The following is a 19,443-nucleotide window of genomic DNA, read 5'->3' as shown; positions in this document are numbered from 1 at the left end:
TTAGCGCCGGCCTTTCGCATCGTGGGGCGGCAGCTGACAAGCCGGCGACACGGGTTTTCCCGATTTCCCACACGCCGGGAGCCCCTAACGCGAGGCTGGGACAATGGCGGGCTTATGGCAAAGCAACGCATCGTGGTGGGACTGAGCGGCGGAGTGGACTCCGCGGTGACGGCGCACCTGCTCAAGCAGCAGGGGCACGAGGTGGTCGGCATCTTCATGAAGAACTGGGAAGACGACGACGACAGCGAATACTGCTCGTCGAACATCGATTTCGTGGACGCGGCCAGCGTGGCCGACGTTTTGGGCATCGAGATCGAACACGTCAACTTCGCGGCAGACTACAAGGACCGCGTGTTCGCCGAGTTCCTGCGCGAATACAAGGCCGGCCGCACGCCGAACCCCGACGTGCTGTGCAACGCCGAGATCAAGTTCAAGGCGTTTCTCGACCATGCCATGCGGCTGGGCGCCGAAAAGATCGCCACCGGGCACTACGCGCGCGTTCGCCTGAACGAGGCCACCGGCAAGCACGAGCTGCTGAAGGGGCTCGATCCGTCGAAGGACCAGAGCTACTTCCTGCACCGCCTGAACCAGGCGCAGCTGTCGAAGACGCTGTTCCCGGTGGGCGAGCTGCACAAGACCGAGGTGCGCCGCATCGCGGAGGAAATAGGCCTGCCCAATGCGAAGAAAAAGGACTCGACCGGCATCTGCTTCATCGGCGAGCGGCCGTTCCGCGAGTTCCTCAACCGCTACATCTCCAAGGAGCCGGGCCCGATCAAGGACGACCGCGGCCGCAAGCTGGGCGAGCACCAGGGGTTGAGCTTCTACACACTGGGGCAGCGGCAGGGGCTGGGCATCGGCGGCGTGAAGGAGAAGGGCGCGCAGAGGGGCTCGGGCGACCATTCGCCCTGGTTCGTGGCGCGCAAGGACGTCGAGAAGAACACGCTCTGGGTGGTGCAGGGGCATGACCATCCGTGGCTGCTGTCGTCGGAGCTGAGGGCTGATGATGCGAGCTGGGTGTCGGGCGAGGTGCCCGCCGCCGGGAGCTACGGTTCGAAGGCGCGCTATCGGCAGGCCGACGCGGCCTGCGAGATGGGGGCGGGCGATGGCGGCAACGCGGCGGCGTTCAGCCTGCGCTTCGGCGAGGCGCAATGGGCCGTGACGCCTGGCCAGTCAGCGGTGCTGTACGACGGCGAACGCTGCCTGGGCGGCGGCGTCATCGTCTGATTCAGGGAGCCGAGCGCACCGATTCGTCGACCTGCACGAGTTCGAGCGGGTAGCGCTTGCCGGCGAGGTAGTCCTCCACGCACTGCAGAAGCAGTGGGCTGCGATGTCGCGCCACGCTGGCGCGGATTTCGTCCGGCGTCATCCAGAGGGTGCGCACGATGCCGTCGTCCAACGCGCGGCCCTCCTCGAAGGCGCCCAGCGTGCCGGTGAAGCAGAAGCGCATGTAGGTCACGTCTTCGCCGCGCTCGGCCAGCGGTCGGGAGCGCGCCATGTAGACGCCGACCAGCGCCGTGGGCGTGAAGTGGTGGGCGGTTTCCTCGAGCGTCTCGCGCACGCAGCCCTCGGCCGGCGATTCGCCGGGGTCGAGGTGGCCGGCGGGCGTGTTGAGCCTCAGGCCGTCGCCGGCCTGTTCTTCGACGAGCAGGAAGCGTCCGTTGCGTTCGATCACCGCAGCCACGGTGACATTGGGTTTCCAGCGCGTGGCGGCAGCCATCTTTTCCTGTCCTTGCCCTGTTTAGCGCAGCACGTAGCCGCTGAAGCGCCACATGCGGTCGTGGTCGAGGTGAAAGCTCACGAGTTCGCGCAACGTGCTGTCGGGCCGGTTGGCGAAGCGGGTTTCGTATTCGATGCTGACGTACTGGCCAGCGGTGTCGTCGTCGGGGTCGGTCACGACCTGGCGGTTGACCGCAACCCATGTGCGCATGCGCGGCGCGCCGAGTGGCGCCCGGCTGCTGGCGACCTGATTGATGAAGTCGGCGCGCGGCACGCGCTTGCGGGTGGCGGCCGTGGCTCCGTCCCATAGTTCGCCGGCCTTGCCTTGGTCGATCATCTGGATCGCCTGCATCCCGCCTCGCACCATGTCGCCGGCCTCGACCTCCTGCGCGGTGGCCGGCCCGATCCAGCTCCAGAGCAGCATGGCGGCGAGCAGCAGCCTGATCATGGGTTTCATTCGTCTCGTCTCGTTTCGATACGTCCAAAGACCGTTGGAGACTTTAGCGTGGCAGAGATTCCCGGGGGCTTTTCAGCGCATGTTGCCGACCTTGAACGTGGTGTTCTCGTCGATCGTCTCGAGCCTGTAGCCCAGGCCGTAGATCGCCAGCAGCAGGAAGCCATTGGAAGGACGCAGGTCGAGCTTGGTGCGCAGCCGCGAGACATGAGTGTCGAGCGAGCGCGACAGCGCCTCGATGCCCAGCCCCCACACGGCTTCGTGCAGGTGCTCGCGCGACAGCAGCCGCCCCAGGTTCTGGAACAGGAACAGCGCCAGTTCGTACTCGCGGTTCTTCAGTTCGACCTCCTTGCCGTGCACTTTCAGTACCCGTGAAGGCGGGTAGAAGTGATAGGGCCCGAACACCAGCTCGGCCTCGTGGCGGGAGGGGTAGGAGCGGCGAAACAGCGCATTGACGCGGGCTTCGAGCTCGCCTGCCCTGATGGGCCTGGCCATGAAGTCGTCGGCGCCGGCGTTGAGCCCTTCGACCATGTCGTCCTCGTCGCGACGGTCGGTCACGAAGAGGATGGGAAGCCGGCTCTTCAGATCGAGCCGGATGGTCTTCACCACGTCGGGGCCCGCCATGTCGGGCAGGTTCCAGTCGAGTATGAGCAGATCGAAGGTTTGCCGGCGCAGCGACTGCAGCAGCACCCTTCCTGCGGTGAACGTATGGCACTCATGGCCGAGCGCCACCATGGTTTGATTGATCAGCCTGCGTTGGTCCGGGCCGTCGTCGAGTACAGCAATACGCATTCCATCCCTCTTTTTCCTCCCTTCGCCAGCCTCCATGAGCTGGCGATAGGAACCAAAGTCTATCCACCCGGAACCGACGCAAGAAAAAGCGAGATGCAACTAATGCACGCTATTCTGATTTTTCTAAATCAATCTAATAACATTTAGCTACTTTTAAACGCAGATATTGAATTATTAAATCAACGGTTCTATTGACTTGTTAGTCAACTTGTTAATTCAAGGCCTTTGCCGGAGGCTTGCTGTGGTGTCCAGGTCAATCCGAGTGCCCGGTGGCAGGCTATCGAATACCCGAATTTGCTATCAATTAAATAGCTGTTATGCCAGCAGGCACAGGCCTTCCAAAAGAAAGCGGGAAGGGAATTTGCGCGACAACGGCGGCCTGTAATCTTGCTGTAAGCTCTGCCCGCATTCCGTGTGCCCCCCCTTGCTCTGAGGAGAACTCTATGCTGATAGGCGTGCCTGCCGAGACCGTGGCTGGCGAAACCCGAGTGGCCGTGACACCCGAGACGGTGAAGAAACTGTCGGCCTCAGGGCACACGGTGCGCGTGCAGTCGGGGGCTGGCGTTGCAGCCAGTGTGACCGATGCGGCGTACCAGGCCGCGGGGGCAGAGATCACCGACCAGGCCGGCGCCTTCGGTGCCGACATGGTGCTCAAGGTGCGCACGCCCACCGACTCGGAAACCGCGCTGCTGAAGTCCGGCGCCGTCGTCATCGGCATGCTCAACCCCTTCGATGCCGCCGGCCTGCAGCGCCTGGCCGCGGCCGGCGTCACCGCCTTCGCGCTGGAAGCCGCGCCGCGCACCACGCGCGCCCAGAGCATGGACGTGCTCTCTTCGCAGGCCAACATCGCCGGCTACAAGGCCGTGATGATCGCGGCCGACAAATACCAGCGCTTCTTCCCCATGCTCATGACGGCCGCCGGCACCGTGAAGGCCGCGCGCGTCGTGATCCTGGGCGTCGGTGTCGCCGGCCTGCAGGCCATTGCGACGGCCAAGCGCCTGGGTGCCGTCATCGAGGCGTCCGACGTGCGTCCGAGCGTGAAGGAGCAGATCGAATCGCTGGGCGGCAAGTTCATCGAGGTGTCCTACGACACCGATGAAGAAAAGGAAGCCGCCGTCGGCGTCGGCGGCTACGCCAAGCCCATGCCCGCGAGCTGGCTGGCGCGCCAGCAGGTCGAGGTGGCCAAGCGCGTGGCGCTGGCCGACATCGTCATCAGCACCGCGCTCATCCCCGGGCGCGCCGCGCCGACGCTCATCACCGAGGACATGGTCAAGGCCATGAAGCCCGGTTCGGTGATCGTCGACATCGCCGCCGGCAAAGGCGCCGATGGCATCGGCGGCAACTGCCCCCTCTCCGAAGCCGACAAGACGGTGGTCAAGCACGGCGTGACCATCGTGGGCGAGACCAACCTCGCCGCGCTCGTGGCGGCCGATGCCTCGGCGCTCTACGCGCGCAACGTGCTCGACTTCCTCAAGCTCATCGTCACCAAGGAGGGCGCGCTGAAGATCGACCTCGAGGACGACATCGTCGCCGCCTGCCGCATGACGCAGGACGGCCAGGTCACCCGCAAGTAGCCAGCGAACACGCGAGGAGAAGAGCAAATGGATCCCGTATCCCATACCGTCATCAACCTGATCATCTTCGTGCTGGCCATCTATGTGGGCTATCACGTGGTGTGGACAGTAACCCCCGCGCTGCACACGCCGCTGATGGCGGTGACCAACGCGATCTCGGCCATCGTGATCGTGGGCGCCATGCTGGCGGCCGCGCTCACCACCACGCCGCTGGGCAAGACCATGGGCGTGCTGGCCGTGGCGCTGGCCGCGGTGAACGTCTTCGGCGGCTTCCTGGTCACGCGGCGCATGCTGGAGATGTTCAAGAAGAAAGAAAAGAAGACAGCCGCACCGAAGGCTGAAGAGGGAGCTTCCAAGTGAGCATGAACCTCGTCACGCTGCTGTACCTCGTTGCCAGCGTCTGTTTCATCCAGGCCTTGAAGGGCCTGAGCCATCCCACCACCTCGATCCGCGGCAACATCTTCGGCATGACCGGCATGGCGATCGCCGTGCTGACGACCATCGCGCTGATCCACGGGCTGACGCGTTCGCTCGGCGTGAACTTCGCCACCGGCATCGGCTGGGTGCTGGCCGCAGTGGTGGTCGGCGGCGGCCTGGGCGCCTTCATGGCCAACAAGGTCGAGATGACCAAGATGCCCGAGCTGGTGGCCTTCATGCACAGCATGATCGGCCTGGCGGCGGTGTTCATCGGTGTGGCCGCGGTGGCCGAGCCCTGGGCCTTCGGCATCACGGCCGCGCCCGTTGCCGCGCTCATCGGCGCGCAGACGCCCGACGGCGCCGTCATCCTCGACGGCTTCGTGCGCTACGCCATTCCCTACGGCAACCGCCTGGAGCTGTTCCTGGGCGCGGCCATCGGCGCCATCACCTTCAGCGGCTCGGTCATCGCCTTCGGCAAGCTGTCGGGCAAGTACAAGTTCCGCCTGTTCCAGGGCGCGCCGGTGCAGTTCAAGGGCCAGCACATGCTCAACCTGGTGCTGGGCCTCTTGACCGTGGCGCTGGGCCTGCTGTTCGTGGCCACCGAGAGCTGGGGCGCGTTCTTCGCGATGCTGGCGCTGGCCTTCGTGATGGGCGTGCTCATCATCATCCCGATCGGCGGGGCGGACATGCCGGTGGTGGTGTCGATGCTCAACAGCTACTCGGGCTGGGCGGCCGCGGGCATCGGCTTCAGCCTGAACAACGCGATGCTGATCGTGGCGGGCTCGCTGGTGGGCTCCTCGGGTGCGATCCTGAGCTACATCATGTGCAAGGCCATGAACCGCTCGTTCTTCAACGTGATCCTGGGCGGCTTCGGCGGCGAGGCGGCCACGACCGGCGGTGCGGCCAAGGAGCAGCGCCCGGTGAAGACCGGCAGCGCCGACGACGCGGCCTTCGTGCTGGGCAACGCCGAAACGGTGGTGATCGTGCCCGGCTACGGCCTGGCGGTGGCACGCGCGCAGCATGCGGTGAAGGAGCTTGCGCAGAAGCTCACCGACAAGGGCATCACCGTGAAGTACGCCATCCACCCGGTGGCGGGCCGCATGCCCGGCCACATGAACGTGCTGCTGGCCGAGGCCGAGGTGCCCTACGACCAGGTGTTCGAGATGGAGGACATCAACGGCGAGTTCGGCCAGGCCGACGTGGCGATCATCCTGGGCGCCAACGACGTGGTGAACCCGGCCGCGCACACCAAGGGCAGCCCGATCTACGGCATGCCCATCCTTGAGGCCTACAAGGCCAAGACCGTCATCGTGAACAAGCGCTCCATGGCCGCCGGTTATGCGGGCCTGGACAACGAGCTGTTCTACATGGACAAGACCATGATGGTCTTTGGGGATGCCAAAAAAGTAGTGGAAGATATGGGCAAGGCCATCGAATAGGCCCGGGTCCGTGCCGCGCCGAGCGGCGCGCTTCCTCTCGGCGCCACTTAGTGCGCCGTTTTCGTTTTCAACAGTCCGACCCCGGAGGAGACAAATCCAATGACCGATCGTCCCTGGCTCAGCAGCTACCCGCAGGGTGTGCCCGCAGATATCGATGCATCGCACTACCCCTCGCTGGTTGCGCTCATGGAAGAGAGCTTCTCGAAGTACGCCGACCGCACGGCCTACAGCTTCATGGGCAAGGACGTCAGCTACGGCGAGACCGACAGGCAGAGCAAGGCCTTTGCGGCCTACCTGCAGGGACTGGGCCTGGTGAAGGGCGACCGCGTTGCCGCGATGATGCCCAACTGTCCGCAGTACCCGATCGCGGTCGCTGCCATCCTGCGCGCCGGCCTGATCCTGGTCAACGTGAACCCGCTCTACACGCCGCGCGAACTCGAGCACCAGCTCAAGGACTCGGGCGCGAAGGCCATCGTCATCATGGAGAACTTCGGCACCACGCTGCAGCAGTGCATCGCGTCCACGCCGATCAAGCACATCGTGCTGGCCTCCATGGGCGACCGCCTCGGCTTCCTGAAGGGCGCGCTGGTCAACTACGTGGTGCGCAACGTCAAGAAGCTGGTGCCCCACTTCAGCCTGCCCGGCGCGGTGCGCTTCAACGACGCGCTCGACAAGGGCGCGAGCGGCTCGCTCAAGCCGGCGGCCATCGGCCCCGACGACGTGGCCGTGCTGCAGTACACCGGCGGCACCACCGGCGTGTCGAAGGGCGCTGTGCTGCTGCATCGCAACGTGATCGCCAACGTGCTGCAGTCCGAAGCCTGGAACGAACCGGCCATGGCCAAGGTGCCGGCCAACGAGCAGCCCACGGGCGTGTGTGCGCTGCCGCTGTATCACATCTTCGCGTTCACGGTCGGCATGATGCTGAGCATGCGCACGGGCGGCAAGCTGATCCTGATCCCGAATCCGCGCGACATCCCTGCCGTGCTGAAGGAGCTGTCGAAGCACACGATCCACAGCTTCCCGGCCGTCAACACGCTGTTCAACGGCCTGGCGAACCACCCCGACTTCAACACCGTCAACTGGAAGAACCTGAAGATCTCGGTGGGTGGCGGCATGGCCGTGCAGGCGGCGGTGGCCAAGCTCTGGCTCGAGAAGACCGGCTGCCCCATCTGCGAAGGCTACGGCCTGTCGGAGACCTCGCCGTCGACCACCTGCAACCCGACCAACAGCACCGCCTACACCGGCACCATCGGCCTGCCGCTGCCGAGCACCTGGCTCAAGCTGCTCGATGACGAAGGCAACGAAGTGCCCATGGGCGAGCGCGGCGAAATCGCGATCAAGGGCCCGCAGGTGATGGCCGGCTACTGGCAGCGTCCCGACGAGACCGCCAAGGTCATGACGCCCGACGGCTACTTCAAGAGCGGCGACATCGGCGTGGTCGACGAGCGCGGCTACTTCAAGGTGGTCGACCGCAAGAAGGACATGATCCTGGTGTCGGGCTTCAACGTGTACCCGAACGAGGTGGAAGATGTGGTGGCACTGATTCCGGGCGTGCTCGAATGCGCGGCGGTCGGCGTGCCCGACGAGAAGACCGGCGAGGCCGTGAAGCTCGTGATCGTGAAGAAAGACCCGTCGCTCACCGAGGCGCAGGTGCGCGAATATTGCCGGGCAAACCTTACGGGTTACAAGCAGCCGCGAATCGTAGAGTTTCGTACCGACATGCCGAAGACGCCGGTCGGCAAGATCCTGCGCCGCGAGCTGCGCGACGTTAAAAAGTAAGGGTTCGGCCCGGGTAGGGCCACGGCATCGATCTTGCATATTCGCGGGTCGATGTTTCGATTCATTCTGACCCGTGTGAGCTTGCTGGTGCCGACCTTCATCGGCATGACGCTGCTTGCCTTCTTTCTCATCCGGCTCGTACCCGGCGACCCCATCGAGACGATGGCCGGCGAGCGCGGCATCGACCCCGCGCGCCACGCCGAGCTGCGCACCGCCTACGGCTTCGACAAGCCGGTGATCGTGCAGTACGGCATCTACATCGGCCGCGTGCTGCACGGCGACCTGGGCAAGTCGCTCATCACGCAGGACACGGTGATGAGCGAGTTCCTCGCGCTTTTCCCGGCCACCGTCGAGCTCGCGGTCTGCGCGATCCTTTTCGCGCTGCTGCTGGGCCTGCCGGCCGGCATCCTGGCGGCGGTGCGGCGCAACTCCATCTTCGACCACGGCGTGATGGCCACGTCGCTGACCGGCTACTCGATGCCGATCTTCTGGTGGGGGCTGCTGCTGATCCTGTTCTTTTCGGTGCAGCTCGGCTGGACGCCGGTGTCGGGGCGCATCGCGGTGCAGTACTACATCGAGCCCGAGACCGGTTTCCTGCTGATCGACTCGCTGCGCGCCGGCGACACCGGCGCATTCTGGTCGGCCCTGCATCACCTGATATTGCCGGCCGTCGTGCTCGGCACCGTGCCGCTCGCGGTGATCGCGCGCATGACGCGCTCGGCCATGCTCGAGGTGCTCGGCGAAGACTACATCCGCACCGCGCGCGCCAAGGGCCTCTCGCGCTTTCGCGTGGTCGGGTTGCACGCGCTGCGCAATGCGCTCATTCCGGTGGTGACGGTGATCGGCCTTCAGGTGGGCGTGCTGTTCACCGGCGCCATCCTCACCGAGACCATCTTCTCGTGGCCGGGCGTCGGCAAATGGCTCATCGAGGCCATCGGCCGGCGCGACTACCCGGTGCTGCAAGGCGGCATGCTGCTGCTCGGCGGCATCGTGATGCTGGTGAACCTGCTCGTCGACGTGGCCTATGGCGTCATCAACCCGCGCATCCGGCGCTGAGCTCATGGCCTCGACACAAACCATTTCCACCGGTGCGAAAAGCACCGCTCCTCCCGGCCCCTGGCGCGAGTTCTGGACGGCCTTCTCGGCCAACCGCGGCGCGGTCATCGGGCTGGTCACCATCGTGCTGCTGTTGCTGGTCGCGCTGTCCGCGCCATGGATCGCCCCGCATGCGCCGAACGAAACCAACAGTGCCGTCTTCCTGCTGCCGCCGGCATGGCAGCAGGGCGGCTCCATGAGCTACCTGCTGGGCACCGACGCCATCGGGCGCGACATTCTTTCGCGGCTCATGTACGGCGCACGGCTGTCGCTGTCGATCGGTGTTGCGGTGGTGGCGATTTCGGTGGTCGCGGGCGTGGTGCTCGGGCTGATCGCGGGCTTCTTCCGCGGGGTGCTCGAGATCGCGATCATGCGGCTCATGGACATCGTGCTCACGCTGCCCAGCCTGCTGCTGGCCATCGTGATCGTCGCCATCCTCGGGCCGGGGCTGGTCAACGCGATGCTGGCGGTGGCCATCGTGGTGCTGCCGCACTATGTGCGCATCACGCGCGCAGCGGTCATTGCCGAGGTTTCGCGCGACTACGTGACCGCCGCGCGCGTGAGCGGCGCCGGCACGCTGCGCCTGATGTTCCGCGAGGTGCTGCCCAACTGCGCCGCGCCGCTGATCGTGCAGGCTTCGCTCGGCATCTCCACGGCCATCCTCGACGCGGCGGCGCTCGGCTTCCTGGGCCTCGGCGCGCAGCCACCGTCGCCCGAGTGGGGAACCATGCTGGCCGATGCGCGCGAGTTCGTGCTGCGCGCGTGGTGGGTCGTCACCTTTCCGGGCCTGGCGATCCTGATGGCCGTGCTGGCTTTCAACCTGCTGGGCGACGGGCTGCGCGACGCGCTGGACCCCAAGCTCAAACGCTAAAGCAAAGGAACGGACAGATGCCTTTGCTTGACATCAAGGACCTGCACGTCGAGTTCCCCACGCAAGGCGGCGTGCTGCACGCAGTCGATGGCGTGAGCCTCACGCTCGAAGAAGGCGAGGTGCTCGGCATCGTCGGCGAATCGGGCTCGGGCAAGAGCGTCACGATGATGGCGCTGATGGGCCTGGTCGGCTTCCCGGGCCGCGTTCGCGCGGAGCACATGCGCTTTGCCGGCAAGGAACTGCTGGGCATTTCCGACAAGGCGCGGCGCTCGCTGGTCGGCAAGGAGGTCGCGATGATCTTCCAGGAGCCGACCACCAGCCTCAACCCCTGCTTCACCATCGGCTTCCAGCTGATGGAGACATTGCGGCTGCACCTGAAGCTCGACAAGCGCGATGCGAAGCGCCGCGCGACAGAGCTGCTCGAACAGGTCGGGATTCCCGCCGCGTCGTCGCGCCTGGGCAGCTATCCGCACCAGCTCTCGGGCGGCATGAACCAGCGCGTGATGATCGCGATGGCCATCGCCTGCAACCCGCGCCTGCTGATTGCCGACGAGCCGACCACCGCGCTCGACGTCACCATCCAGGCGCAGATCCTCGACCTGCTGCGCGACCTGCAGAAGGAGCGCGGCATGGCGCTGGTGCTCATCACGCACAACATGGGCGTGGTGAGCGAGATGGCGCAGCGCATCGCGGTGATGTACGCGGGCCAGGTGATGGAGCACCAGCGCGTCGACCGGCTTTTCGCATCGCCGCAGCACCCCTACACCGAGGCACTGCTCGCGGCATTGCCCGAGCGCGTCGCGCCCGAAGGCCGGCTCGCCACCATCAGCGGCATGGTGCCGGGCGTGCACGACCGGCCGGCGGGCTGCCTGTTCGCGCCGCGTTGCGGCTATGTCACCGAGCGCGCCTGCCAGGTGCGCCCGGCGCTGCGCGAATGGCAGGGCGCGGAAGTGCGATGCCACTTTCCGCTCGGCGAGCCGGGGCGCAAGGCGGCCATCGAAAGCGATCCGCCCAAGCGGCGAGCGGCCGACGAGGTGCTGCCATGAGCGAAGCATCGGCCGGTACAACGAACGAAGTGGTCGTCGAGGCGGCCCACCTGCAGCGTACCTACGACATCCGCCGTGGCATGTTCCGTGCACCGTCGCATCTGCGCGCGGTGGGCGACATCTCTTTCCGCATCGAGCGCGGCCGCACGCTGGCCGTGGTCGGCGAATCGGGCTGCGGCAAGTCGACGCTCGCGCGCATGGTCGCGCTGATCGAGAAGCCGACGGCGGGCCAGCTCATGCTGGTCGGCGCCGATGCGGTGAACCCGCCGCCGGAGCGCAAGCGCGAGCTGCGCCAGGCCGTTCAACTGGTGTTCCAGAACCCGTACGGCTCGCTCAATCCGCGCAAGAAGATTTCGGCGGTGCTCGAAGATCCGCTGGCCATCAACACCACCATGGGCAAGCAGGAGCGCGCAGCCAAGGCGCGCGAGATGCTGGCGCGCGTGGGCCTGCGGCCCGAGTACGCCAACCGCTATCCGCACATGTTCTCCGGCGGCCAGCGCCAGCGCATCGCCATTGCGCGCGCGCTGATGCTGAACCCGCGCCTGCTGGTGGCCGACGAGCCTGTGTCGGCGCTCGACGTGTCGATCCAGGCGCAGGTGCTGAACCTGTTGGCCGACCTGCAGGCCGAACTGGGGCTGGCGTATCTCTTCATCTCGCACGACCTTGGCGTGGTGAGGCACATCGCGCACGACGTGCTCGTGATGTACCTCGGCCATGCTGTGGAGCAGGGCCCGAAGTCGCGCATCTTCGCGCGGCCGCTGCATCCCTATACGCAGGCGCTGCTGGCTTCCACGCCGGGGCTCAGCAGCCAGCGCATCGTGCTCAAGGGCGAACTGCCTTCGCCGCTGAATCCGCCCACGGGGTGCGTGTTCAGCACGCGCTGCCCGCATGTGGCCCAGCGCTGCCGCGAAGAACGCCCGCTGCCGCGCATGCTCGACGAGCGGCTGGTGGCATGCCATTTCTCGGAGAAGTTTCTCGAAGGCGCGCCGCTCGTGCGCGCCGATGTTCCGTCGGGCGCCATCGCGATGGCGACGAATCCCTAGCAACCTGCTTTTTCAACCGTGTCCCAAGGAGTCCAAATGAAGACCCAGCCCACCGTTTCGCGCCGCTCACGAAGCCTGGCGCTCCTGGCACCGACAGCGATTGCGGCCCTTACCCTGGCCTGCGGCGCGGTGTCAGCCAAGACGCTGGTGTATTGCTCGGAAGGCAGCCCGGAGAATTTCTATCCGGGCATGAACACCACCGGCACCTCGTTCGACGTGACCACGCAGGTCTACAACACCATCGTCGAGTTCGAGCGCGGCGGCACCAAGGTCGTGCCGGGCCTGGCCGAGAAGTGGGACATTTCCGCCGACGGCACGGTCTACACCTTCCACCTGCGCAAGGGCGTGAAGTGGCACAGCACGAGCAAGAGCTTCAAGCCCACGCGCGACTTCAACGCCGACGACTTCATCTTCATGCTCGAGCGGCAGTGGAAGGAGAGCGATCCCTTCTTCAAGGTCACGAGCCAGAACCACTCGTACTTCAACGACATGGGCATGCCCAAGCTGCTGAAGACGGTCGACCGCATCGACGACTACACGGTGAAGATCGTGCTCAACCAGCCCGAGGCGCCGTTCCTCGCGAACCTGGCGATGCAGTACGCGGGCATCCAGTCGAAGGAATACGCCATTGCCATGCTGAAGGCCGGCACACCCGAGAAAGTCGACCAGGACCCGATCGGCACCGGCCCCTTCTACTTGGTGCAGTACCAGAAGGACGCGATCATCCGCTTCAAGGCCTTCCCGCAGTACTGGGGCGGCAAGGCAAAGATCGACGACCTCGTGTTTGCCATCACGCCCGATGCCTCGGTGCGCTGGGCCAAGCTGCAGAAGGGCGAGTGCCACGTCATGCCGTACCCGAACCCGGCCGACCTCGACGCGATCCGCAAGGACCCGAACGTGCAGGTGCTGGAGCAGCCCGGCCTGAACGTGGGCTACCTCTCGTACAACACGACGAAGAAGCCTTTCGACGACGTGCGCGTGCGCAAGGCCATCAACATGGCGATCAACAAGAAGGCCATCATCGACGGGGTGTACCTCACGACCGGCGTGGCCGCGAAGAACCCGATCCCGCCGACCATGTGGTCCTACAACGACGCGGTGAAGGACGACCCGTACGACCCCGAAGCAGCGAAGAAGCTGTTGGCGCAGGCTGGCTACCCGGACGGTTTCTCGACCGACCTTTGGGCCATGCCGGTGCAGCGCCCGTACAACCCGAACGCCAAGCGCATCGCCGAGCTGATGCAGGCCGACCTGGCCAAGATCAACGTCAAGGCCGAGATCAAGAGCTTCGAGTGGGGCGAGTACCGCAAGCGCCTGCAGGCCGGCGAGCACCAGATGGGCATGCTGGGCTGGACCGGCGACAACGGCGATCCAGACAACTTCCTCTACACGCTGCTGGGCTGCGCATCGGCCAAGTCGGCCAGCGGCAGCAACATCTCGAAGTTCTGCTACCAGCCTTACGAAGACCTCGTGGTGAAGGCCAAGAGCGCGACCAAGCAGGCCGACCGCGACGCGCTCTACAAGAAGGCCCAGGTCATCTTCAAGGAGCAGGCGCCGTGGTTCACCATCGCCCACGCGGTGCAGCTGAAGCCGGTGCGCAAGGAAGTGGTCGACTTCAAGCTGAGCCCCTTCGGCCGCCACACCTTCTATGGCGTAGACATCAAGTGATGGACGCGGCCGAATGAGCGGTGTTGCACCCGTCGCCATCGTTGCGGCGATGCACGAGGAGCTGAGTGCCCTGCTTGCGCAGATGCCCGACGAGCAGCGTGTGCGCGTGGCCGGACGCGACTTCTGGGTGGGCCATCTGCAGGGCCAGCCGGTAGTCGCGGTGCTGTCGCGCATCGGCAAGGTCGCGGCGGCGGTCACGGCCACGGTGCTGCTCGAGCGCTTCGGCGTGCGGGCCATCGTGTTCACCGGCGTGGCGGGTGGATTGGCGCCGGGCGTGAACGTGGGCGACGTGGTCGTGCCCACCGAACTGCTGCAGCACGACATGGACGCCTCGCCGCTCTTCCCGAAGCACGAGGTGCCGCTGATGGGCATGGCGCGCTTCGCGGCCGATGCCGCCATCGGCAACGCGCTGGCGGTCGTGGTGGCCGATGTGCTGCGTGACCCAGTAGCCTTGGTCGGCAAACAGGCGGTGGACGAATTCAGCCTTTGGCAGCCTCGTGTGCACCGTGGCCTGCTGGTGAGCGGCGACCGCTTCGTATCGACCACCGCGGAGAGCGCGGCCTTGCAGCGCGAGCTGCCCGATGCGCTCGCGGTCGAGATGGAAGGCGCGGCGATGGCGCAGGTGTGTCACGACTACGGCGTGCCGTATGCCGCGATGCGCACCATTTCGGACCGCGCCGACGATGCCGCGCATGGCGACTTCGCGCGCTTCGTGGTGGAGGTGGCGAGCCGCTACAGCCTCGCGCTGGTGGGCGCGTGGCTGGCCACGCTGCCCACGGAAGACGCGGCTACTTGAGCCAGCCGCGCCGGCGGAAGTACCACATCGGCACCAGCGCGCTGGCAGCCATCAGCACGATGGCATACGGATAGCCCATGGCCCAGTCGAGCTCCGGCATGAACTTGAAGTTCATGCCGTAGATGCTGGCGATCAGCGTGGGCGGCAGCAGCGCCACGCTGGCCACCGAGAAGATCTTGATGGTCTTGTTCTGGTTGATGTTGATGAAACCGACGGTCGCATCCATCAGGAAGTTGATCTTGTCGAACAGGAAGGCCGTGTGGTTGTCCAGCGACTCGATGTCGCGCAGGATCTGGCGCGCCTCTTCGAACTGCTCGGCGTTGAGCATCTTGCTGCGCATCATGAAGCTGACCGCGCGGCGCGTGTCCATCACGTTGCGGCGGATGCGGCCGTTCAAGTCTTCCTGCCGCGCGATGGCACCGAGCACCTCGCCGGCCAGCTCGTCGCTCACGTTGCCCGACAGCACCTTCTTGCCGGCCACTTCGAGTTCGTCGTAGATGTTCTCGAGCGTGTCGGCCGAATACTCGGCGTCGGCGTCGAACAGCTTGAGCATGACTTCCTTGGCGTCCTCGATAAGCCCCGGTGCGCGGCGCGCACGCATGCGCAGCAGGCGGAACACCGGCACGTCCTCGTCGTGGATCGAGAACAGCACGCCGCGGCTGCGCAGGTCGGTGTTGTGCTGGTTCAGGATGAAAGCGACGCGCACGGTGCGCGGGTTCTCGTCGTCGTCGATCAGGAAGTCGGAGCGTATGTGCAGCTCGCCGTTGTCTTCCTCGTAGAAGCGGGCGGATTCCTCGATGTCCTCGTCCATCGCGTCTTCGGGGATGGACAGGCCGTAGTACTGCTTGATCCAGCGCTTTTCTTCGAGCGTGGGCGATTCGAGGTCGACCCAGATCGGCTGGAACTTGGAAAGCTCTTCGAGCGCCTCGATCTCTTCCTGGACGAGGCGGCCGTTGGCGAGCGTAAAGATGTTGAGCATTGGCTCACTCCCGGGGGTGACTGGACGATGGGCGAGGGAGGGGCGCTTTCAATTCCCGGGCCCGACGTGCGTGAAGAAAACGCGTCAGTGAAAGGGAGTTGAAAGCTGCCGAGACGGGGCGGTTTCCATGGGAAGAGTCTCCGGTTGCAGCGAGGCGCGATTATGTCACCGGCCACATGGCAGCAAGGTGGCTGGACTGGACGGGCATACAGTAAAGTCGTGCCCATGCAGACCGCTGCGCTCCCCGTTCTTTCCACCGCCCCGAAGACCCAGGCCGAGCGCCTGGCCGCCGCGCTGGCCACGCTCAACGACGCGCAGCGCGCGGCGGTCGAGCACGGGGTGGGAGCGGCCATTGCCGAGCGCGACGAGCGGCCGCTGCTCGTCATTGCCGGTGCCGGGTCGGGCAAGACCAGCACGCTGGCGCATCGCGTGGCGCACCTGATAGCCGGCGGCGTCGATCCGCAGCGCCTGCTGCTGCTGACCTTCTCGCGCCGCGCCGCGCAGGAAATGGGCCGGCGCGCCGGCCAGGTGCTGACGAAGGTGCTGGGGCTGAAGTCGGAGGCACCGCCTTCGCTGCCGTGGGCGGGCACCTTCCATGGCATAGGCGCGCGGCTGCTGCGCGAGTACGCCGCGCAGATCGGGCTGGACGAGAACTTCACCATCCACGACCGTGGCGATGCCGAAGACCTGATGGGGCTGGCGCGCCACGAGTTGGGCCTGTCTTCCACCGTCAACCGCTTTCCGCGCAAGGGCACCTGCCTGTCCATCTACTCGCGCTGCGTGAACACGCGCGCGCCGCTGGCCGAGGTGCTGCGGGAGTCGTTCCCTTGGTGCGGCGAATGGGAAGCCGAGCTGAAGAAGCTGTTCGGCGCCTATGTCGAGGCCAAGCAGCAGCAGAACGTGCTCGACTACGACGACCTGCTGCTCTACTGGGCCGGCATGGTCGCCGAGCCCGCGCTGGCAGCGCACGTCGGCGCGCGCTTCGACCATGTGCTGGTCGACGAATACCAGGACACCAACCTGCTGCAGGCCTCGATCCTGCTGGCGCTCAAGCCCGACGGGCGCGGCGTGACGGTGGTGGGGGACGACGCGCAGTCGATCTACTCGTTCAGGGGCGCCACGGTGCGCAATATCCTCGACTTCCCGTCGCAGTTCACGCAGGACGCGCGCGTGGTCACGCTGGAGCGCAACTACCGCTCGACGCAGCCGATCCTCGACGCCTCGAACCGCGTCATCGCGCAAGCAGCCGAGCGGCACGCCAAGACGCTGTGGACCGACAAGCCATCGGCCGGCAAGCCGCTGCTGGTGCTCGTGCCCGACGAGGCGGAGCAGGCGCGCTGGGTGGCCGACAAGGTGCTGGCGCACCGCGAGGGCGGGCTGGCGCTGAAGTCGCAGGCGGTGCTGTTTCGCACCTCGTCGCACAGCGCGGCGCTCGAACTCGAGCTGGCGCGGCGCAACATCCCGTTCGTGAAGTTCGGCGGGCTCAAGTTTCTCGAGGCCTCGCATGTGAAGGACCTGCTCGCAGTGCTGCGTTTCGCGCAGAACCCGCGCGGCCGCATGGCGGGCTTTCGCGTGACGCAGCTGATCCCGGGCATCGGGCCCGTCACCGGCACGCGGCTGCTCGACGCGATGGACCAGGCCGCCGACCCCGTGGCCGCAGTGCGCGACTTCGTGCCGCCCTCCGCGGCGCGCGAGCAATGGGCCGATTTCGCCAAGGCCTACGAGGCGCTGCGCTCGCCTTCGCTGGCATGGCCGGCCGACGTGGAGGTGGCGATGGCCTGGTATCAGCCGCACCTGGAGCGGCTGTACGAAGACACCTCGGGCGTGCGGCGCGCCGACGTCGAGCAGCTTTCGCGGCTGGCCGCCGGCTACGGTTCGCGCGAACGCTTCCTGACCGAACTGACGCTCGATCCGCCCGAGGCCACCAGCGACCGCCCGGGGCCGCCGCTGCTCGACGAGGACTACCTGATCCTCTCGACCATCCATTCGGCCAAGGGGCAGGAGTGGAACTCGGTGCATGTGATCAATGTGGTCGACGGCTGCCTGCCGGCCGACGTGGCGCAGAGCGCGCACGAGCTGGAAGAAGAACGCCGCCTGCTCTACGTGGCGATGACCCGCGCACGCGACCACCTGCACCTGCTGGTGCCGCAGCGCTTCTACGTCACGCAGCAGTCGGCGCGCGGCGACCGGCATCTGTATGCCAACCGCACGCGCTTCATTGCCGATGCCGACCTCGCGGGCTTCGAGCAGCAGACCTGGCCGCCTCCGCCGGAGCGCCCGCCGGCCGTGCCGCCGCCCACCGCCGTGATCGACCTGCGCAACCGCATGCGCGCCGCCTGGCGCTGAGCCTGTTCGCCGGCCCTCTCGGCGGCAGGGTCTCGAGGGCTTTCCTGTTGAAACACTTTTGAACGAAACGCCGCGGCGCCTGTCCTGCGCGCGGGTGCTGCTATTGATTCGCTAGCGTGCCGCGGGAAACACGCGGTGCGGCCGCAGCTTGGGACAACTCTGGTATTGCAATACCGTGACAGCTTGGGCATAGTGAATCGACCCTTCCAGCTTTCTTCTTCTCTTACCCAGTCTCTTCTTCTCTTTCCCTTCCCCACACACCTGTTTCGCCGGCCAAGCTCCATTCCGGAGTGCGGTCATTTCCCCAACCGTCAATTCCAGGAGGTCATTCATGAATTTGACGATCAGCGGTCATCACCTCGACGTCACACCTGCCTTGCGCACCTACGTCACGAGCAAGCTGGACCGGATCACGCGACATTTCGACCAGGTAGTCGATGTCAAGGTGATCCTCACGGTGGAAAAGCAGAAGGAAAAGGAACGCCGCCAAAGGGCGGAGTGCAACATTCACGTCAAGGGCAATGACATGTTCGCGGAGTCGAGCCACGCTGATCTCTACGCTGCGGTCGATGAACTGGTCGACAAGCTCGACCGCCAGGTGGTCCGTCACAAGGACCGCCTGCAAGACCACCATCACGCGGCGCCCAAGCGCCTGATGTAGACCCGAGCCCTCCGGCTCCACCCACAAGCCGCCTTCGGGCGGCTTTTTGTTTTCCGACTATTGCGCTGGGGCATTGCCGTCGCTCAGAGGGCGGGCGAGGCCTCCGGGCAACATGTAGACAGAAAGTAAATAGGGGGACTGGGGGTTTTTACCAAGCGGGTGCATAATCGCCCCCGCTCTGCACCCACCATGAATCGCCTCGCGTCCATCCTGCCGCCCGCTCAAGTGCTTGTGAGCGTTGACGCTACTAGCAAGAAACGTGCTTTCGAAGAAGCAGGTCTGCTGTTCGAAAGCCTTCACGGCCTGGGACGCGCCCTGATCACCGACAGCCTGTTTGCGCGCGAGCGCCTCGGCTCCACCGGCCTGGGCCACGGCGTCGCCATTCCCCATGGCCGCATCAAGGGCCTCAAGGCGCCGATGGCCGCCGTGTTCCAGCTGGCCAACCCGATCGGCTTCGATGCCCCCGACGAACAGCCCGTCGCGCTCCTGATCTTCCTGCTGGTGCCCGAAGCGGCCACGCAGAAGCATCTCGAAATCCTCTCTGAAATCGCCGAGCTGCTGAGCGACTCCAGCCTGCGCGAGCAGATCAAGTCCAGCACCGACGCCGCCGCCCTGCACGGCCTCATTGCCGGCTGGCACTCCACTCAAATCGCCTGACCTGTGGCTCGCCCCCAGGCTTCGCGCACTTCGTGTCGCTTCGCCAACCCCCTACCGGGGGCAATACCAGCGGCCCGGCAAAGCCGGTTCCGCGGTATTCTGGCCTGCCC

General features: G+C 65.8%; 18 protein-coding genes. 14 read left to right on the top strand and 4 right to left on the bottom strand.

The window, feature by feature from the left end; genetic code table 11:
- Window positions 1–114 precede the first annotated feature (114 nt).
- On the top strand, window positions 115–1,224 hold the full coding sequence (gene mnmA / locus ACQY8B_RS21905) for a tRNA 2-thiouridine(34) synthase MnmA (protein WP_422088631.1): 1,110 nt from the start codon (window positions 115–117) through the stop codon (window positions 1,222–1,224).
- A gap of 1 nt (window position 1,225) precedes the next feature.
- Here mnmA and ACQY8B_RS21900 read toward each other — a convergent pair whose 3' ends face one another.
- The 3 genes from ACQY8B_RS21900 to ACQY8B_RS21890 form a co-directional block, all read right to left on the bottom strand.
- Complete coding sequence (locus ACQY8B_RS21900) at window positions 1,226–1,717, bottom strand: NUDIX hydrolase (RefSeq protein WP_422088630.1); 492 nt, start codon at window positions 1,715–1,717, stop codon at window positions 1,226–1,228.
- Window positions 1,718–1,738: 21 nt separating this feature from the next.
- Window positions 1,739–2,173 (bottom strand): DUF4019 domain-containing protein, encoded by a 435-nt coding sequence (locus ACQY8B_RS21895; protein ID WP_422088629.1) that lies wholly within the window; start codon window positions 2,171–2,173, stop codon window positions 1,739–1,741.
- A gap of 72 nt (window positions 2,174–2,245) precedes the next feature.
- A complete protein-coding gene (locus ACQY8B_RS21890; protein ID WP_422088628.1) occupies window positions 2,246–2,962 on the bottom strand; it encodes a response regulator transcription factor in 717 nt (238 codons plus the stop codon).
- Window positions 2,963–3,405: 443 nt separating this feature from the next.
- Between ACQY8B_RS21890 and ACQY8B_RS21885 the strand changes: the two genes are divergently transcribed.
- The 10 genes from ACQY8B_RS21885 (at window position 3,406) to ACQY8B_RS21840 (ending at window position 14,690) form a co-directional block, all read left to right on the top strand.
- A complete protein-coding gene (locus tag ACQY8B_RS21885) occupies window positions 3,406–4,536 on the top strand; it encodes a Re/Si-specific NAD(P)(+) transhydrogenase subunit alpha (RefSeq protein WP_422088627.1) in 1,131 nt (376 codons plus the stop codon).
- Between the two features lie 27 nt (window positions 4,537–4,563).
- Window positions 4,564–4,896, top strand: coding sequence for an NAD(P) transhydrogenase subunit alpha (locus tag ACQY8B_RS21880; protein ID WP_116912477.1), 333 nt, complete (start codon window positions 4,564–4,566; stop codon window positions 4,894–4,896).
- Window positions 4,893–6,392, top strand: a complete 1,500-nt coding sequence (locus tag ACQY8B_RS21875) for an NAD(P)(+) transhydrogenase (Re/Si-specific) subunit beta (protein WP_422088626.1) — start codon at window positions 4,893–4,895, stop codon at window positions 6,390–6,392. Before ACQY8B_RS21880 ends, ACQY8B_RS21875 begins: the two co-directional genes overlap by 4 nt.
- A 99-nt stretch (window positions 6,393–6,491) precedes the next feature.
- Window positions 6,492–8,171 (top strand): long-chain-fatty-acid--CoA ligase, encoded by a 1,680-nt coding sequence (locus ACQY8B_RS21870; protein ID WP_422088625.1) that lies wholly within the window; start codon window positions 6,492–6,494, stop codon window positions 8,169–8,171.
- Between the two features lie 51 nt (window positions 8,172–8,222).
- Window positions 8,223–9,227, top strand: coding sequence for an ABC transporter permease subunit (locus tag ACQY8B_RS21865; protein ID WP_285411529.1), 1,005 nt, complete (start codon window positions 8,223–8,225; stop codon window positions 9,225–9,227).
- A gap of 4 nt (window positions 9,228–9,231) precedes the next feature.
- The gene (locus ACQY8B_RS21860; protein WP_422088624.1) at window positions 9,232–10,137 is read left to right on the top strand and encodes an ABC transporter permease subunit; all 906 of its coding nucleotides are present in this window, start codon (window positions 9,232–9,234) and stop codon (window positions 10,135–10,137) included.
- A gap of 17 nt (window positions 10,138–10,154) precedes the next feature.
- Window positions 10,155–11,183, top strand: coding sequence for an ABC transporter ATP-binding protein (locus ACQY8B_RS21855; RefSeq protein WP_422088623.1), 1,029 nt, complete (start codon window positions 10,155–10,157; stop codon window positions 11,181–11,183).
- Window positions 11,180–12,226, top strand: a complete 1,047-nt coding sequence (locus ACQY8B_RS21850; protein ID WP_422088622.1) for a dipeptide ABC transporter ATP-binding protein — start codon at window positions 11,180–11,182, stop codon at window positions 12,224–12,226. The genes ACQY8B_RS21855 and ACQY8B_RS21850 overlap by 4 nt, the downstream gene beginning before the upstream one ends.
- Window positions 12,227–12,262: 36 nt before the next feature.
- Window positions 12,263–13,894 carry an ABC transporter substrate-binding protein gene (locus ACQY8B_RS21845; protein WP_422088621.1) on the top strand — a complete coding sequence of 544 codons (1,632 nt, stop codon included), beginning with the start codon at window positions 12,263–12,265 and terminating at the stop codon, window positions 13,892–13,894.
- 13 nt (window positions 13,895–13,907) lie between these two features.
- On the top strand, window positions 13,908–14,690 hold the full coding sequence (locus tag ACQY8B_RS21840; protein ID WP_422088620.1) for a 5'-methylthioadenosine/adenosylhomocysteine nucleosidase: 783 nt from the start codon (window positions 13,908–13,910) through the stop codon (window positions 14,688–14,690).
- On the opposite strand, the gene corA is transcribed toward ACQY8B_RS21840, so the two are convergent.
- On the bottom strand, window positions 14,683–15,669 hold the full coding sequence (gene corA / locus ACQY8B_RS21835) for a magnesium/cobalt transporter CorA (protein ID WP_081270766.1): 987 nt from the start codon (window positions 15,667–15,669) through the stop codon (window positions 14,683–14,685). The genes ACQY8B_RS21840 and corA overlap by 8 nt on opposite strands.
- Window positions 15,670–15,894: 225 nt before the next feature.
- On the opposite strand from corA, the gene ACQY8B_RS21830 reads away from it, so the two are divergent.
- The 3 genes from ACQY8B_RS21830 (at window position 15,895) to ACQY8B_RS21820 (ending at window position 19,333) form a co-directional block, all read left to right on the top strand.
- Window positions 15,895–18,015 carry an ATP-dependent helicase gene (locus ACQY8B_RS21830; RefSeq protein ID WP_422088619.1) on the top strand — a complete coding sequence of 707 codons (2,121 nt, stop codon included), beginning with the start codon at window positions 15,895–15,897 and terminating at the stop codon, window positions 18,013–18,015.
- 331 nt (window positions 18,016–18,346) lie between these two features.
- Entirely contained in the window at window positions 18,347–18,676 is a 330-nt protein-coding gene (gene hpf / locus ACQY8B_RS21825) for a ribosome hibernation-promoting factor, HPF/YfiA family (RefSeq protein WP_081270768.1), read from the top strand.
- Between the two features lie 189 nt (window positions 18,677–18,865).
- Entirely contained in the window at window positions 18,866–19,333 is a 468-nt protein-coding gene (locus ACQY8B_RS21820) for a PTS sugar transporter subunit IIA (RefSeq protein ID WP_081270769.1), read from the top strand.
- Window positions 19,334–19,443 lie beyond the last annotated feature (110 nt).

This window comes from Variovorax sp. (assembly GCF_965279555.1).
Lineage (GTDB): Bacteria > Pseudomonadota > Gammaproteobacteria > Burkholderiales > Burkholderiaceae_C > Variovorax.
The sequence above is the reverse complement of the archived record's forward strand: the minus strand, read 5'-3'. Positions and strand labels throughout refer to the sequence as shown.

Coding starts and splice junctions, on each gene's coding strand:
- mnmA (WP_422088631.1), top strand. CDS start 115: ATGGCAAAGCAACGCATCGTGGTGGGACTGAGCGGCGGAGTGGACTCC.
- ACQY8B_RS21900 (WP_422088630.1), bottom strand. CDS start 1,717: ATGGCTGCCGCCACGCGCTGGAAACCCAATGTCACCGTGGCTGCGGTG.
- ACQY8B_RS21895 (WP_422088629.1), bottom strand. CDS start 2,173: ATGAAACCCATGATCAGGCTGCTGCTCGCCGCCATGCTGCTCTGGAGC.
- ACQY8B_RS21890 (WP_422088628.1), bottom strand. CDS start 2,962: ATGCGTATTGCTGTACTCGACGACGGCCCGGACCAACGCAGGCTGATC.
- ACQY8B_RS21885 (WP_422088627.1), top strand. CDS start 3,406: ATGCTGATAGGCGTGCCTGCCGAGACCGTGGCTGGCGAAACCCGAGTG.
- ACQY8B_RS21880 (WP_116912477.1), top strand. CDS start 4,564: ATGGATCCCGTATCCCATACCGTCATCAACCTGATCATCTTCGTGCTG.
- ACQY8B_RS21870 (WP_422088625.1), top strand. CDS start 6,492: ATGACCGATCGTCCCTGGCTCAGCAGCTACCCGCAGGGTGTGCCCGCA.
- ACQY8B_RS21865 (WP_285411529.1), top strand. CDS start 8,223: ATGTTTCGATTCATTCTGACCCGTGTGAGCTTGCTGGTGCCGACCTTC.
- ACQY8B_RS21860 (WP_422088624.1), top strand. CDS start 9,232: ATGGCCTCGACACAAACCATTTCCACCGGTGCGAAAAGCACCGCTCCT.
- ACQY8B_RS21855 (WP_422088623.1), top strand. CDS start 10,155: ATGCCTTTGCTTGACATCAAGGACCTGCACGTCGAGTTCCCCACGCAA.
- ACQY8B_RS21850 (WP_422088622.1), top strand. CDS start 11,180: ATGAGCGAAGCATCGGCCGGTACAACGAACGAAGTGGTCGTCGAGGCG.
- ACQY8B_RS21845 (WP_422088621.1), top strand. CDS start 12,263: ATGAAGACCCAGCCCACCGTTTCGCGCCGCTCACGAAGCCTGGCGCTC.
- ACQY8B_RS21840 (WP_422088620.1), top strand. CDS start 13,908: ATGAGCGGTGTTGCACCCGTCGCCATCGTTGCGGCGATGCACGAGGAG.
- corA (WP_081270766.1), bottom strand. CDS start 15,669: ATGCTCAACATCTTTACGCTCGCCAACGGCCGCCTCGTCCAGGAAGAG.
- ACQY8B_RS21830 (WP_422088619.1), top strand. CDS start 15,895: ATGCAGACCGCTGCGCTCCCCGTTCTTTCCACCGCCCCGAAGACCCAG.
- hpf (WP_081270768.1), top strand. CDS start 18,347: ATGAATTTGACGATCAGCGGTCATCACCTCGACGTCACACCTGCCTTG.
- ACQY8B_RS21820 (WP_081270769.1), top strand. CDS start 18,866: ATGAATCGCCTCGCGTCCATCCTGCCGCCCGCTCAAGTGCTTGTGAGC.